15 protein-coding genes and 1 tRNA gene are annotated in these 14,000 nt (G+C 61.9%); 12 read left to right on the top strand and 4 right to left on the bottom strand.

Features of this window, described 5'->3' with window-relative positions; translation table 11 throughout:
* Complete coding sequence (locus WNY37_RS07275; RefSeq protein ID WP_342972801.1) at window positions 1–729, top strand: HAD family acid phosphatase; 729 nt, start codon at window positions 1–3, stop codon at window positions 727–729.
* On the opposite strand, the gene WNY37_RS07270 is transcribed toward WNY37_RS07275, so the two are convergent.
* Window positions 726–1,193 carry a GAF domain-containing protein gene (locus WNY37_RS07270; protein WP_342972800.1) on the bottom strand — a complete coding sequence of 156 codons (468 nt, stop codon included), beginning with the start codon at window positions 1,191–1,193 and terminating at the stop codon, window positions 726–728. The two genes, WNY37_RS07275 and WNY37_RS07270, sit on opposite strands and share 4 nt — an antisense overlap.
* A gap of 147 nt (window positions 1,194–1,340) precedes the next feature.
* Here WNY37_RS07270 and WNY37_RS07265 point away from each other — a divergent pair, with 147 nt between their 5' ends.
* From WNY37_RS07265 to WNY37_RS07230, 8 genes are all read left to right on the top strand, one after another.
* Entirely contained in the window at window positions 1,341–2,084 is a 744-nt protein-coding gene (locus WNY37_RS07265) for a hypothetical protein (RefSeq protein WP_342972799.1), read from the top strand.
* Window positions 2,081–3,292: a DUF4350 domain-containing protein gene (locus WNY37_RS07260; RefSeq protein ID WP_342972798.1), complete on the top strand. Its 1,212-nt coding sequence runs from the start codon at window positions 2,081–2,083 to the stop codon at window positions 3,290–3,292. Before WNY37_RS07265 ends, WNY37_RS07260 begins: the two co-directional genes overlap by 4 nt.
* A complete protein-coding gene (locus WNY37_RS07255; protein WP_342972797.1) occupies window positions 3,279–4,235 on the top strand; it encodes a MoxR family ATPase in 957 nt (318 codons plus the stop codon). Before WNY37_RS07260 ends, WNY37_RS07255 begins: the two co-directional genes overlap by 14 nt.
* A gap of 109 nt (window positions 4,236–4,344) precedes the next feature.
* Entirely contained in the window at window positions 4,345–4,701 is a 357-nt protein-coding gene (locus WNY37_RS07250; RefSeq protein WP_342972796.1) for an endonuclease domain-containing protein, read from the top strand.
* 117 nt (window positions 4,702–4,818) lie between these two features.
* Window positions 4,819–6,132 carry a DUF58 domain-containing protein gene (locus WNY37_RS07245; protein WP_342972795.1) on the top strand — a complete coding sequence of 438 codons (1,314 nt, stop codon included), beginning with the start codon at window positions 4,819–4,821 and terminating at the stop codon, window positions 6,130–6,132.
* On the top strand, window positions 6,129–7,130 hold the full coding sequence (locus WNY37_RS07240; RefSeq protein ID WP_342972794.1) for a stage II sporulation protein M: 1,002 nt from the start codon (window positions 6,129–6,131) through the stop codon (window positions 7,128–7,130). The genes WNY37_RS07245 and WNY37_RS07240 overlap by 4 nt, the downstream gene beginning before the upstream one ends.
* Complete coding sequence (locus tag WNY37_RS07235; RefSeq protein WP_342972793.1) at window positions 7,130–8,107, top strand: RDD family protein; 978 nt, start codon at window positions 7,130–7,132, stop codon at window positions 8,105–8,107. Before WNY37_RS07240 ends, WNY37_RS07235 begins: the two co-directional genes overlap by 1 nt.
* Complete coding sequence (locus tag WNY37_RS07230) at window positions 8,107–8,580, top strand: DUF6265 family protein (protein ID WP_342972792.1); 474 nt, start codon at window positions 8,107–8,109, stop codon at window positions 8,578–8,580. Before WNY37_RS07235 ends, WNY37_RS07230 begins: the two co-directional genes overlap by 1 nt.
* An 88-nt stretch (window positions 8,581–8,668) precedes the next feature.
* On the opposite strand, the gene WNY37_RS07225 is transcribed toward WNY37_RS07230, so the two are convergent.
* A tRNA-Ile gene (locus tag WNY37_RS07225) sits at window positions 8,669–8,745 on the bottom strand.
* 103 nt (window positions 8,746–8,848) lie between these two features.
* Here WNY37_RS07225 and WNY37_RS07220 point away from each other — a divergent pair.
* Both WNY37_RS07220 and WNY37_RS07215 read left to right on the top strand, forming a co-directional pair.
* Complete coding sequence (locus WNY37_RS07220) at window positions 8,849–9,634, top strand: SIMPL domain-containing protein (protein WP_342972791.1); 786 nt, start codon at window positions 8,849–8,851, stop codon at window positions 9,632–9,634.
* 81 nt (window positions 9,635–9,715) lie between these two features.
* Window positions 9,716–11,200: a hypothetical protein gene (locus tag WNY37_RS07215; RefSeq protein WP_342972790.1), complete on the top strand. Its 1,485-nt coding sequence runs from the start codon at window positions 9,716–9,718 to the stop codon at window positions 11,198–11,200.
* Between the two features lie 10 nt (window positions 11,201–11,210).
* On the opposite strand, the gene panD is transcribed toward WNY37_RS07215, so the two are convergent.
* Window positions 11,211–11,576 carry an aspartate 1-decarboxylase gene (gene panD, locus WNY37_RS07210; RefSeq protein WP_342972789.1) on the bottom strand — a complete coding sequence of 122 codons (366 nt, stop codon included), beginning with the start codon at window positions 11,574–11,576 and terminating at the stop codon, window positions 11,211–11,213.
* Between the two features lie 254 nt (window positions 11,577–11,830).
* Here panD and WNY37_RS07205 point away from each other — a divergent pair, with 254 nt between their 5' ends.
* Complete coding sequence (locus WNY37_RS07205) at window positions 11,831–13,606, top strand: SLC13 family permease (RefSeq protein ID WP_342972788.1); 1,776 nt, start codon at window positions 11,831–11,833, stop codon at window positions 13,604–13,606.
* Here WNY37_RS07205 and WNY37_RS07200 read toward each other — a convergent pair.
* Window positions 13,589–13,996 (bottom strand): VOC family protein, encoded by a 408-nt coding sequence (locus tag WNY37_RS07200; RefSeq protein WP_342972787.1) that lies wholly within the window; start codon window positions 13,994–13,996, stop codon window positions 13,589–13,591. The two genes, WNY37_RS07205 and WNY37_RS07200, sit on opposite strands and share 18 nt — an antisense overlap.
* Between the last annotated feature and the right edge of the window lie 4 nt (window positions 13,997–14,000).

The following is a 14,000-nucleotide window of genomic DNA, read 5'->3' as shown; positions in this document are numbered from 1 at the left end:
ATGAAACGCATGTCTCAGGCCGCTGCCGGTCTGTTCACCGCCCTCGCCATCGCCGCCTGTCAGAGTGTTCCTGCCACCACCACGGCAGACCTCAGCCCGGCCCTCGACTGGGTCGCCAACAGCCCGGAATGGGCTTCAGAGGCTGAAGAGATGTTCGGCCTTGCTGGCGACTATGTGGAAACCGTCGCTGCCGAACGGCCTGAAAACAGTTGGGCGGTCGTCCTCGATATCGATGAGACCGTGCTGAACAACGTCGAATACCAGATCAGACTCGAAGCGACCGGCGAAGAATATACCCCGGAAGGCTGGCACGCCTGGACCGCTGAAAAATCAGCGCCGCTCGTGCCGGGCGCCAAGCAATTCATCGAGCGGGTAAACGCGCTGGGCGGGCATGTCGCGCTGGTGACGAACCGCGCCGATACCGAGCAGCTCTGGACCGAGGAGAACCTCGCCGCTGTCGGACTTGAGCGTCATGAAGATTTCCGCGTCCTGCTGACCCGCGCCCGCCCGGAAGGCGCCTCCGACAAGACCCCGCGCTTCGAACTGGTGCCCGCCATGCTCGCCGCGCAAGGCTATCCCGGCGTCGAGGTTGTCGCCTATATCGGCGACAACAAGCATGACCGGCCGCAGCCCGTCAGCACCGATGACAAATTCTTCTGCATCAATCAGGGCGGCATGTACGGCACGCCGTGCGCCACGAAGCCTCAGCCAGTGATGGCGGCCGACTAAGCCGTCAGCAGGATCCGGCAGATCGCTTCGAGGCCCTCGCGGTCGACCTCATCGAAGGCATCATGATCGGTGGAGTCGACATCAAGGACGGCGGCGAGATTCCCCTCGCCGTCGAAGACCGGCACGACGATTTCGGAGTTGGACCGGCTGTCGCACGCAATGTGTCCAGGAAACGCGTGCACATCCGCGACAAGCTGTGTCTCTCCCGTCGCCGCGCAGGCCCCGCAGACGCCCTTGCCAAACGGAATTCGAAGACATCCTAGCGTGCCCTGATACGGCCCGACCACAAGTTCGTCGGCCTTCTCAGGGTCGACGACGTAAAACCCGGTCCAGAAAAAGCGCGGACGGAAGGCTTCAGCCAGCAGGCAAGCGGCCGACGCGTAGCGCGCAGGCACATAAGTTTCGCCTGCGACAATGCTCTCAATCTCCGATTTCAGCTCGCGATATTGTTCGGCGTGCGTCATCTGTGTCCTCCGCAGCAGCAAGCGGCTCATATGCCGATAGGACCATTACTTCGCAAGAGCCTTATGGACGCCGCGCTGCTGCTCTGAAATAGTCATGATCAGAGGGTTGGGTGACCGGAGTGCCGGTCGATGAGAGGAGGCTGCTGCGTGACGATTGCTGTCCGGACGATCATGATCGCCTGGGTCCTCGCGCTGGCCGCCATGGCGTCTCACCCTGCGCATGCGCAGTCTGATGACAAGGAGGTCTCCGTAGAGCGCTCACGCGTCGAACAGCTCGTCGAAGCGCACACCGCAAATGACAGGCTGCAGACCGAACGCTCCGAATGGGAACCGGAAGTAGAGGAGTTCGAACCACGCAAGCGCAATGCGTTTCTCGATGCCATCGCGGACTTTTTCGGATGGCTCTTCCGCATCATAGGCCCCCTGCTCAAATACCTGATGATCGCCGTGATTGTCGGCGCCATCCTGTATGCGCTCTGGTACATGTTCGGCGATGCCGCCGGCCTTCGCTTCAATCGCAAAAAAGCGAAAGACGGGCCGGACGTTTCCGAGATTGATGACCAGCGCCCGACACAGACCCAGGCTGTCGCCCTGCTGGATGAAGCCGATGCGCTTGCCCGTCAGGGCCGCTTTGCTGAAGCCGTCCACCTGCTCCTCTTCCGCTCAATCGATGACCTCCAGAAAAAGCGCTCGGGCGGCGTTCCAGCATCGCTGACCGCTCGCGAGATCCAGTCATTGTCAGACCTCTCGCAAGCCGCCCGCCGCGCGCTCTCACCCATCATCCGCATTGTGGAGACCAGCTTCTTTGGTGGCCGCCCGGTCGACGAGTCCGGCTGGAAGCAGGCCCGCCAGTCCTATGAGGACTTTGCCTTTGGCGAGGCGACCGCATGAGTGAACGCCTGCCCCAAGCCGCCAATCCATTTTCTGGCCGCGTCGTGCTGATCCTGCTCGCAATCGGGCTTGTCTCCTTCGCGGCGGTTCTGTCGCTGATGGCTTGGTCTCCAGAGCTCGCCAGCCGAGACCGGCCCGGCGCGACGCCCTATTCGCGCTCGGCCAGTGGCTATGCTGGCCTCATCGACATGCTGGAGGCTGAAGGACGCACGGTCAGCGTCTCGCGCCTTCGCGATAATATGGAGCGAAGCAATGGCCGTCTGCTGATCATCACCATGCCGCTCTATGGCCGCGAATTCAATATCGACGAAATCGCTCCGCCGGCGCTGATCGTCCTGCCGAAGTGGCGTTATATAGCCAACCCCGCCCGACAGGCGTTCGAACTGGACACACGCCTCGCCGACAAGAAAACCGTGGACGCCATGCTCGGCCTTGTCGAAGAGGATGCGTCGCTCGTGCGCCTCAGAAACCCCGGCAAGCTGGCGACACCTTTCGGCAAGGTTGCGCCGGATTTCGATCACGACATGCAGGTGGTGAGATCCTCCGAGCTTGAAGACATTATCAGCATTCCCGGCGGGTTGCTTCTCGCCAAACTGCCAGGCGAAGAGATCTACCTCCTGTCAGATCCGGACGTGTTCAACAATTTCGGGATTGCACGTCTTGAGAACGCCGTCACCGGCCTTTCGATCATCGACTATATTGGTCGGGGACCAGACCAGACTGTCGTGTTTGACGCGACCATCCATGGCTTCGAACGCTCGCGCAGCCTTCTGAAAACAATACTCGACATTCCCTTCCTGGGCGCGACGCTCATCGCGCTGGCGACGATGGGGCTGATCGGCTGGGCCGCATCGATCCGTTTCGGCGCGCCAGAGCGCGAAGCGGCGCCCTTCGCGCCGGGCAAGCAGGCGCTCGCTGACAATTCAGCCGGCCTGATCACCATGGCCAAGCGCGAACCGCGCATGGCGCCAGGCTATCTCTCGCTGACACGGCGCGCGCTCATCAAGGAGCTCGGCCTGCCAAAGACGCTCAGCGAAGAAGACATATCGAACCTGCTCGACCGCATGGCACAGCAGCAGGAGATGGACACGACATGGAGCGGCACCGGACATGAGCTATCCAAACCGGCCGCTTCCCGCGAAGACTTGAGACACAAGGCCCGTGCCCTCTGGCATTGGCGAAAGGAGATCACGCATGGCAATGACTGACATTCAGACGCTGGCCGACAAGATCAGGGGCGAAGTCGCCAAGGCCGTCATCGGGCAGACTGACACGGTCGATCTGATGCTGACCGCGCTCTTTTCATCCGGCCACATCCTGCTCGAAGGGCCTCCCGGCACGGCAAAGACGCTGCTCACCCAGTGCTTCGCCGCCGCAATCGACCTCGACTTTGGCCGCATCCAGTTCACGCCGGACCTGATGCCAGGCGATGTGATCGGCACCAACCTCTTCAATTTCCAGACGAATGAATTCTCGCTCACAAAGGGCCCGATCTTCACCGACATCCTGCTCGCCGACGAGATCAACCGCACACCGCCGAAGACACAGGCCGCCCTCCTCGAGGCCATGCAGGAGCGCAAGGTCACCATCGACGGCACGCCGCACAAGCTGAACGATCACTTCATGGTCATCGCCACGCAGAACCCGATCGAGCAGCAAGGTACCTATCCGCTCCCGGAAGCCCAGCTTGACCGCTTTCTCTTCAAGCACGTACTCGACTATCCAAGCCGCGAGGAAGAGCTCACCATCGTTGCAGGCCATGGCAGCCGCACCGGCATGAAAACGCCGGCCGCCTTTGGCGTGCAGTCGGCTGTCACGGCAGATGCGCTGCAAGCTGCAAATGATGCGGTCTCGCAGGTCAAGCTCAAGGACGACATCGTCGCCTATATTGTCGATATCGTGCGCGGTACACGCGAAACACCGGCGCTGGAAACCGGCGCCAGCCCCCGCGCGGCGGCTGCGATTGCGGCGGCGTCGCGCGCCCGCGCCGCGCTGGACGGTCGTGACTTCGTCATTCCCGACGACGTAAAGCTCCTCGCCCCGGCCACGCTGCGTCATCGCGTGATCCTGTCGCCAGCCGCCGAGATCGAAGGGCGCACAACCGACGAAACCCTCGCCGGCCTCATCGAAAGAACCGCTGCTCCAAGATGATCGCCCCGACGCTCCGATCTGAGACTCTTTCCTCCCCCGTTCACGGGGGAGGTGTCAGCGCAGCTGACGGAGGGGGAATGGGCGTTACGTGCGCAAGTGGGAGCTTAACATGCGCAAAGACTCCAAGACCAAGCACGCGCGCCACCTGCGAAAAACGCTCACCGCCGCAGAAACTCGCCTCTGGGCACGGCTTAGACGGCAACAGATTGAGGGCTTCAGATTTCGCCGCCAACATCCGATTGGCCCGTTCATCGTCGACTTTGCCTGTATCGAAGCAAAGCTCATCGTTGAAGTGGATGGCGCAACGCACAGCACTGAAGACGAACAGGCTTCAGACCGCCGAAGGTCGACCTGGCTCTGCAGAGAAGGCTGGCAGATCGTCCGCACATGGAACTCAGAAGTCTACGACAATATCGATGGCGTTCTCGAAGCGATCAGAATTGCGCTTCTGGACCAATCCTTCTGAGCCCCCATCGACCGCTTCGCGGCCACTTCCCCCGCAAGCGGGGGAAGACCGGACCAAGCCACCAGGTTTTCCTCCCCCGCCTGCGGGGGAGGTGCCGGCAGGCGGAGGGGGCACTCCATGATAGCCCCGACGCTCCGATCCATATGGCTGATGCTGGTGGGGGTTCCGCTCCTGCTTGTTATCGCCATCGTCGCGCCGGGATGGTGGACGCTCTCGGCAGGCTGGATCGCCGCCGTGGCAGCGCTGATGTTCGTTGACCTCGTCATGGCGGCGCGCGCCTATCAGCTCGAGATCGAGCCCGATACGCCGGTCCTGCTCTACATGTCTGGTGAGGATCCGGTCCCGGTGACATTTACCTTCCCGGCAGGTCCGCTCCCGTCCCGGATGGAGGTCCAGCTTGAAACCAATGACCTCATCGCCTCGCCGCGCCGCAAGATTATCAAGGGCTGGCAGAACCGCGCGCACACCGCTGACTTCACCCTCAAGCCGATCCGTCGCGGCACAGGCCGGCTGGAGCGTGTCTGGGCGCGGTGGACTGGGCCGCTCGGCCTGGTCTCCATCCGGAACGTCAAACCGCTCGAGCAGGACATCGCCATCACGCCGAACACGCGCTGGGTGAAAGAAGAAGCGGTTCGCATTTATCAGCGCGACGCCGATTTCGGCATCAAGGTCCAGATGGACCGCGGCGACGGCTCTGAATTCGATGCCCTCCGCGAATTCGTCTCCGGCATGGACCGCCGCGCCATCGACTGGAAGCACTCGGCTCGCCACCGCATGCTGCTGGCCAAGGAATTCCGCACAGAGCGCAACCACAATATCGTCTTTGCCTTCGACACAGGCCGCCTGATGAGCGAACCGCTGGGCGGCGTTCCGAAGCTCGACCGGGCGATCAACTCGGCCTTGCTGCTGGCTTACGTCTCCCTGCGCTCGGGGGACCGCACCGCGATTTTCGGCTTCGATGCGCGCCCCACCGTGCAAAGCTCGATCCTCACAGGCACAGGCGCTTTCCCGCACGTTCAGCGGCTCGCCTCGCAGCTGGACTACTCAGCCGAGGACGCGAACTACACGCTCGCCCTCACCTCGCTGGCCAGCCGTCTGGAGCGCCGCTCTCTCATCATCCTCTTCACCGATTTCGTCGATACGATCTCGGCTGAGCTGATGCTGGAAAACGTCTCCCGCCTGCTGGACAAACACCTCGTCGTCTTCGCGACCTTTGAGGACGAGGCGCTGAGCCAGATGATCAACGCCGCCCCAAACACCGCCGAAGATGTCAGCCGCGCCGTCATTGCCGACACGCTGCTACAGGAACGCGAAGTCGTTTTCCGCCGCCTGCAGCGCATGGGCGCGCAGGTGATTGAGACAACGCCGGAACGCTTCGGCAGCGAGCTGGTCTCCCGCTATCTCGACATTAAGCGGAGGGAGCTGCTGTGAACGACCGGGTGATGAAATCCTACCGCTTCCGCGAGGAACGCCAGGATGACTGGGCGAGGCTCGACAAGATCGTGACGCGCGCCGAAAAACGCAGCGTGCGGGCGCTGTCTGACGAAGACATGACCGCCCTGCCCCGGCTCTACCGCCAGGCCGTATCGTCCTTGTCCGTGGCGCGCTCCATCTCTCTTGACCAGAACGTCCTCGCCTATCTCGAGACGCTCTGCGCGCGGGCCTATTTCTTCGTCTACGGCACGCGGGTCAGCATCGGCCGTCGTATCGCGCAATATTTCCGCCGCGACTGGCCAGCGTCCGTCTCCGCCGCGCTGTGGCCGACCATCCTTGCCGCGCTCTGCCTGTTCGGCGGCGCAGCGCTCGCCTTCTTTCTCTGCATGCAGGACATGGAATGGTACTGGACCTTCCATCAGGGCTTCGACAGCCGCAATCCGGAAGCGAGCGTTGAGAGCCTGCGCGCGACGCTCTATACCGACAATACAGACATCGCCGACATGCTCGCCGCCTTTGCCGCGCAGCTCTTCTCGCACAATAGCGGCATTGCCATTTTCGCCTTTGCCCTCGGCTTCTGTTTCGGCATGCCGACGGCGATCCTGCTGATCTACAATGGTGTCTATCTCGGCAGCTTCTACGCGGTTTTCTGGGACAAGGGCCTCGGCTACGAACTGACAGGCTGGCTCTTCATCCATGGCGTTACGGAGCTATTCGCCATCGTGCTGGCGGGCGCGGCAGGCTTCATGATTGGCGGCGCGGTGGCCTTTCCGGGGACCAAGTCTCGCATGCAGTCGATGCGGGATGCGGGCAATGAGGCCGCGCTCGTTATTATCGGGGCGGTGCTCATGCTGTTCATTGCCGCCCTGCTCGAAGGCTTCGGCCGCCAGCTGATCAACGCCGATAGCACGCGCTACATCATCGCCATCACGACGCTCATCTTCTGGCTCGCCTATTTCTACTGGCCGCGCAGACATCGCGAAGAGGCCGGCTGATGGCGCGCGCAGGCACAAAACGAAAGGCCAAGGCGGACGCCGCCATCAGCGGCGATACCCGCCGGGAAGCCATCCGCCGGCGCGAGCTGCGCCTCAAGGAAGAGGCGCGGCAGGCCAGGCGCGTCCGCCCGCTCGTCACGCCAGAAGGCGCGGCCCTGAACCTCAAGATCGCCACAGCGTCAGAGCGCGCCGGTGCCTTCCTGCTCGATTTCGCGCTTCAGATCATGATGATCATCGCCTCGGTCTGGCTGATTGCACTGGCCTTCTCATCCATGGGCTTTGAAGGCTGGATGGTCGCCGGGTCAGTCAGCGCCGTCATCGTGTTCCTGCTGCGCAATTTCTATTTCATCTTCTTCGAGATCGGGCGCAAAGCCGCCACACCGGGCAAGCGCGCCCTGGGCCTGCGTGTCGCAGCCCGCAATGGTGGACGCCTCACCGCCAATGCCGTCCTGGCCCGGAACTTCATGCGGGAACTGGAAGTCTTCCTGCCGCTCAGCCTGCTTTTGATGACAGCGGAGGATCAGGTGAGCGCGTGGATCCGCCTGCTGGGCGTGGCCTGGGCCGGCGTCTTCGTGCTCTTCCCGCTGTTCAATCGTGACAAGCTGCGCGTGGGAGACCTGATCGCTGGCACAATCGTGATCCATGCGCCGCGCACCAAGCTCAAGCAGGACATCACATCCGTTGCGCCAGCACGGAAAGACCCCGCCTACCAGTTCACCGATACCGAGCTCGACGCGTACGGCATCCATGAACTCCACGTTCTCGAAGACGTGCTTCGCCAGTCCACCAAGGAGATCAAGGCCCGCGTTGCCGAGCGCATTCGCGACAAGATCGGCCGGAAAACACGCGAAGGCGAGGACGATGTCGCCTTCCTCGAGGCCTACTACGCGGCGCTCCGCGCCCGCCTCGAGCAACGCATGCTGTTCGGCGAGAGAAAGACCGACAAGTTCGACACCGGAAACCGGGGAGAAGACTGATGGCCCCCCGCGCCTTCGCCTTCGCCTTCACATTCGCGGCGACAATCCTCGCCAGCACGGCCTGCGCCAGCCCCGTTGCACGCGCACCGCTTGATTGGATGTCGGGTTGCTGGGCCCATGAGCATGGCGACACAAAGGAAGTCTGGTCTGAGCCAGAAGGCGAGCTGATGTTCGGATACGGCGTCAGCAAACGCGACGACCGCGTCGTCTTTTTCGAAGAGCTCCGTATCGAAGAGAGAGAGGATGGCGCGGTCTATATCGCCTCCCCGAATGGCGGACCGTCAACCGAATTCACCGAAACCGAACGCACCGGTCTCTCGATCGTGTTCGAAAACCCGGACCACGACTTCCCGCAACGCATCGAATACGGCGCAAACCGCATCGCCCTCGTGGCAAAAATCGCAAAGCTCGACGGCAGCGGTCTACAGACTTTCAGCATGGACAGGTGCAAGGATGACGGCGAGTCGGAATAACGCCCGCATAGCCCCTGCCGGGGCATTCGCTTGCCTAAAATCAGTCCACTGGACTGATTTTTTGAGCTGACGCTCAACCGGCAGCGAATGGTGGGCCCGGAGGGACTTGAACCCCCGACCAGACCGTTATGAGCGGTCCGCTCTAACCAACTGAGCTACAGGCCCTGGAACCAATTGTGCGGTGATCATCTTCTAGATGACACGATGCCGCCGCAATGGCCGAATTACATCAAGAGCGCAAGTCCCTGACGCTGAAAGGAGCTCAGAAATGAAAATGACAACCCCCAGAATGATCGCAGGCATCGCCGGTGCCGGTGCCCTGGTCGCCTGCGGTACCAGCATGGCGCAGCAATCGCCCGCCAACACGGTGAACGTGCCCGGCGAAGCGCCCATCCCGTCCTCACACCCCAATTCCATCCAGCCCGAGACCACGCTTCAGATCTCGGCATCCGGAGAGGTCTCGCGCGCGCCTGACATCGCCACGATTACCGCCGGTGTGCAAACCGAAGCCAAGACCGCCTCTGAGGCCATGTCGCAGAACGCTTCGCGCATGGACGGTGTGTATTCGGCCCTGCAGACGGCGGGCGTTGCCAACCGCGACATGCAGACGTCCAACCTCTCCCTGCAGCCGAGCTATGACTACTCCAATCGCGATGGCAGCCCACCGCGCGTGACGGGCTACACAGCCAGCAACCAGCTGACGGTGAAAGTCCGCGATCTGGACAATCTGGGCACGACGATGGACGCCATCGTCACGCAGGGCGGTAATACGATTTCCGGCCTGCAATTTGGGCTCGATGACCCTTCAGAAGCGCGCGACGAAGCGCGTCGCCAGGCCATCCAGAAAGCGGTACAGCGCGCCAATCTCTATGCCGAAGCGACCGGCTATCGTGTGGCCCGTATCGTCACGATCTCAGAGAGTTCGGGCGGCGGATACCAGCCCATGCCGATGATGAGTGTGCGCGCCGAATCGGCCGAAGACTCGACCCAGGTATCGGGCGGCGAAGTGGGCTACTCGGTGAACGTCAATGTCACGTTCGAGCTGCGTAAATAAGCGTCTGCTCAATTAAATGTCGCCACGTTCCCTTCGAAGGTTTAGGCTCCGATAGCGGAGGATCAATCTTCGGAGGGGACAATGCGGTATTTCATGCTCGCCATGTGCGCGGGCCTGGCGGCTTGCGCGACCACGTCGGACAAGACCGATCAGGCAGACTACCCGACCAGCGAAGAAGAGGCGCCCTATTATGATGACTATGCTGGCGAGCCTTCACCCATACCGAGCCGACCTCGCGAAACGCCAGACAATTACTATCCCGGCCCTCCCATGGTCGGAAGCGGCGCACCGGCCGCTGGCGGTTCTACGAATGTAACCGTCACACGTGACTTTCTCCCCTTCATCGATGTCGCCATTGATCAGGAAGCGGCCAACTCGCAGTGGGGATTGCCGCTAGAGGATCTCTACACCCGGATCCGCATCGTGACGCTCGACAAGCAGGCGACCGACATGGATGGCGTCGCCTCGGGCGCCTATACCGAGGCCCCTGCCCAGCGAAACTACAAGGATGAGAGCCGCGGCTGGTTCTCGCGCATGATGGGCTCCAAAGAGGTGTCCCGCGCGCTCCTCGCCGAATTTGAAATCTCCAAGCCGGATGTCAAAGCCACGGAGGCGCTGTTCTCGGCCTCGTTCACGTCCAATCGCGAACAGGGCGAAAGCTGGTCGACCGATCAGAGCCTCGCCCTCTACGCCACGCCCTGGTTCAAGGTCTCGTCCAACACCACCATCACCGCAAAACTGCGCATGCAGCTGTCGGATGAGCGCGAAAGCTCCGGTGCGACAGCCAATGTCATGTCTTCCCTGACTAATGCGGCCAGCCTGCTGGCGCCGAGCTCTTCGCTGATCACGGCGTTCACCGCCCCGACCATGCTGGAAGCCTCGAACTTCCTCGACAATTCGGTCTCGACGCTTTTTGGCCGCTCCATCACGGAGCAGACGATGAGTTCCATGGCGATCAAATCCTGGTCTGACAAACCGATCCTCGTCGTCTTTGCCGCGCTGCCCGATGCCAGGGATATTCGCAATACCAAGGACCGGGAAATGCTGGGCGGCTGGGCGGTCTATCTCGATGCGCCCATCGTGTCGGTCTTCACAAGCACCACACAGCCGGATGAACAGGGATATGATCAGTGGCCCGATTATCGCGGCGTCGTCGGCGCAGATATCCTCGCCTTCAAGATCGGCGAGGAACTCACCGTCTATGATTACATCTTCTCGCGGCTCGACCTGTTCGACCGTATCGCCAGCCTGAATGATTATCCTGACGCTGACCTCGCTCGCCTGATCTGCACGCGCATGGAGCGCGGCCTGGCGGAGATGGGCTTCAACGCCGCCGACTCCGCCGCTGGCGTCTGGGCGGCCGCGACGAGCGACCAGTTTAACGCGGCGGCCAGTGCGGCGATGCTCCAGCCATCAACGTGCACCGCGATGCAGCGGTGGTTTACGCTCTCTGGAGAGGTCGTCGAAGCACCGCTAGCGGGCAATGGCGATAATGAATATGGGTATGATCCGGACGCACCGCTCTCAACCGAGAGCGAACCGTCCAGCGAAACTGAAGAATACTGAAAACCGGGACTTAGTAGGCCGCGCTTGGCGCCTTCATCTCATTGGCGTCGTCAAGCAGCACCACGGTCGGCGCATGCTGGCGAGCTTTTTCGGCCTCAATTGAAGCGAATGCTGCGATGATGACCTTGTCGCCGACAGAGAAGTGACGGGCTGCTGCGCCGTTCACGCCGATGGTCTTGGAGCCACGCGGCGCTTCAATCGCATAGGTCTGGATGCGTGCGCCATTGGTCACGTTCCAGATGTCCACACGCTCATTCGGAAGGATGCCGGAGGCGTCCAGAAGTTCCTGATCAATAGAGACCGACCCTTCATAATGAAGGTCACACTGGGTGACCGTGCCAGAATGAAGCTTGGCCTTGAGCATGTTAAGAAGCATCAACGCAACTCCCTGTATCTTACGCGGCTCATTTCCGCCCACTCTATATGGGGCTCGTTTCCCCAAGGTAAAGAGATATGGCGCACCGCAACAGTTATGCCTTAAAGCATAGTTGGCGCTACAGGTGAAGACTGATTGACGCTTGTCGCGGCGTGAGTGGTGACCAGCATGCCCGACCAGCTGCACAATCACCCGCAGTCCATGCAACCGCGCTATCCGAAACAGCGTTCATATCTCAATCCGGAGATGCCCCTTTGATCGACTTTCTGAACGCGAACGCAACATGGATTGCGCTCTTCCTTCTGGCTGCGATGTTCGTCAGCTTCGTTGCCGAGCGGATCAACCCCGCCGCGACGGCAATTGCCGGGGCCGCCGCTTTCCTGGCGCTCGGCTATGTCACCGAGGACCTCGCCCTAGGCGCATTTGCCAACAGCGCGCCCATCGCGATCGGGGCGTTCTTCATCCTCGCGGCTGCCCTGCAACGAACCGGCGTTCTTGAGTACATTGCCGGGCGCATTCTCGCCGTGGCGGACAAGACCAAACTCGGCGCGCTGGCGCTGGTTGGCCTGGTGACCATCGTCGCCTCAGCCTTTGTCAGCAACACCGCCGTCGTGGTCATCCTCGTGCCCGTCATCATCGCGCTCTCCCAGAAGCTTTCAGTCTCGCGCAAACGGCTCCTGATCCCGCTCTCCTTCGTGTCGATCCTCGGCGGCACGATGACGCTGATCGGCACATCATCGAACCTGCTCGTTGCCGGTGTCGCGCAGTCGCGCGGCCTCGAAAGGTTCGGCATTTTCGAAATATCGGCGGTCGGCATTTTCACCCTGGTGGTGTGTCTGAGCTTCCTGATCGTCTTTGGACGCTGGCTCCTGCCCTCGGCTGATGAAGGCGGCGAAGACACTGAACGCCAGCGTTTTTTCCTCACCGACATTTTTCCCAATGAGGACAGCAAGGTCATCGGCCTGCCGCCGGAAGACGTCCCTGCCCTCAAGGCGAAGGGCGTGAAACTCGTTTCTCATCGGCGCGGCAACCGCCTGATCGCGCCAGACGATGAAGATCGGTTATTGTCAGCCAATGACCGCCTGACGGTCCGCGTCACGCTTGAGGAACTCCTCACCCTTTCGACGGGGCAGACCTTCAAGGTTGGCCTGCGCGTGCGCAAGGACATTCCGGACGAGCCGGTGCAGGCGCAAGCGACAATCGCGGCGACGGACCCGAATATTGGCCGGCCGCTATCCCAGCTCTCGCACATGTCGAACTACCAGATCACGGTGCGCGGCCTGTCACGGTCCGGCCACCAGCCGGGGCCAACGCTTTCCGCTTGCCGCCTCCATGCCGGCGATACGCTTCTGCTGGAAGGCACAGCCGGGACGCTTCGGGCGCTCGGCACCTCGACGCCGCTCCTGATCGATCATGACATCGACGCGGTGCCTTTCCGGCGCGGCCATGCCCCGATTGCAATCTGCGCCCTCGCCGGCGTCATTATCGCCAGCGCGGTCTTTGGCGTCCCCCTCGCTGTAGCGGCGCTGATTGGCGTGGGCGCGGTCATGGTCACCGGCTGCATCAGCACCGATGATGCCTGGCGATCCCTGCAGGCGGGCGTGCTTGCGCTGATCGTTGCGATGCTGATCGTCGGGCGCGGCATGGAAGAGACAGGCGCGCTCGCCCTGATCGTGGACGCGATATCGCCAGTCCTCCTGGCGGCGTCCCCCTTCGTCGTGCTGCTCATCATCTATGCGATGACGTCGCTGCTCACAGAGCTCATCACCAATGCGGCTGTGGCCGTCATCATGACCCCGCTTGTGATCACGCTCGCCGGATCGCTGGGCATGGACCCCCGCGCCCTGGTGCTCGCCGTCATGTTTGGCGCCAGCGCCAGCTTTGCCTCGCCGATCGGCTATCAGACCAATACGATTGTTTATTCGGCCGGGAACTACCGCTTCAGCGATTTCATCAAGATCGGCCTGCCCATGAATATCATGGCGGGCCTCGCCTCATGCACGGCGATCTGGCTATTTTTCCTGAACTGACGCGTCGATGCGCCAAGGGGGAAAGCGGCGCATGTCGCCGGCCTGATAGAGACAGACCCGGTTGCCGGCCGGATCGCGCAGATAGGCCTCGCGCCACTTCCAGCTCTGGTCGACCGGCGACGAGATGAAGCTCAGCCCCGCCGCCACGAGCCGTTCATATTCGGCATCGAGATCGTCCACCTCGAAATAGACCAGCGGATCATCCGCGCCCGGCCAGCCTTCGACATGATGTAGCGAAAATGTCGCCGGTTCGCCGCCATCCCCCGCCGGGCATTCAAAGCGCGCATAACGCGGCGGACTGTCGACAATCTGGACAAGGCCAAGCGTGGTGTAGAAGGCGACGCTCGCCGCGTAATCAGTGCAGGGCACAGTGGCCTGGTTCAGTCTCATCGTC

The organism is Henriciella sp. AS95 (assembly GCF_038900055.1).
GTDB lineage: Bacteria > Pseudomonadota > Alphaproteobacteria > Caulobacterales > Hyphomonadaceae > Henriciella.
This window is presented reverse-complemented; position numbering and strand designations above follow the sequence as displayed.

Excerpts from the sequence above, each read along its gene's own strand:
- WNY37_RS07275 (WP_342972801.1), top strand. The coding sequence starts at position 1 with ATGAAACGCATGTCTCAGGCCGCTGCCGGTCTGTTCACCGCCCTCGCC.
- WNY37_RS07270 (WP_342972800.1), bottom strand. The coding sequence starts at position 1,193 with ATGACGCACGCCGAACAATATCGCGAGCTGAAATCGGAGATTGAGAGC.
- WNY37_RS07260 (WP_342972798.1), top strand. The coding sequence starts at position 2,081 with ATGAGTGAACGCCTGCCCCAAGCCGCCAATCCATTTTCTGGCCGCGTC.
- WNY37_RS07255 (WP_342972797.1), top strand. The coding sequence starts at position 3,279 with ATGGCAATGACTGACATTCAGACGCTGGCCGACAAGATCAGGGGCGAA.
- WNY37_RS07250 (WP_342972796.1), top strand. The coding sequence starts at position 4,345 with ATGCGCAAAGACTCCAAGACCAAGCACGCGCGCCACCTGCGAAAAACG.
- WNY37_RS07245 (WP_342972795.1), top strand. The coding sequence starts at position 4,819 with ATGATAGCCCCGACGCTCCGATCCATATGGCTGATGCTGGTGGGGGTT.
- WNY37_RS07235 (WP_342972793.1), top strand. The coding sequence starts at position 7,130 with ATGGCGCGCGCAGGCACAAAACGAAAGGCCAAGGCGGACGCCGCCATC.
- WNY37_RS07230 (WP_342972792.1), top strand. The coding sequence starts at position 8,107 with ATGGCCCCCCGCGCCTTCGCCTTCGCCTTCACATTCGCGGCGACAATC.
- WNY37_RS07220 (WP_342972791.1), top strand. The coding sequence starts at position 8,849 with ATGAAAATGACAACCCCCAGAATGATCGCAGGCATCGCCGGTGCCGGT.
- WNY37_RS07215 (WP_342972790.1), top strand. The coding sequence starts at position 9,716 with ATGCGGTATTTCATGCTCGCCATGTGCGCGGGCCTGGCGGCTTGCGCG.
- panD (WP_342972789.1), bottom strand. The coding sequence starts at position 11,576 with ATGCTTCTTAACATGCTCAAGGCCAAGCTTCATTCTGGCACGGTCACC.
- WNY37_RS07200 (WP_342972787.1), bottom strand. The coding sequence starts at position 13,996 with ATGAGACTGAACCAGGCCACTGTGCCCTGCACTGATTACGCGGCGAGC.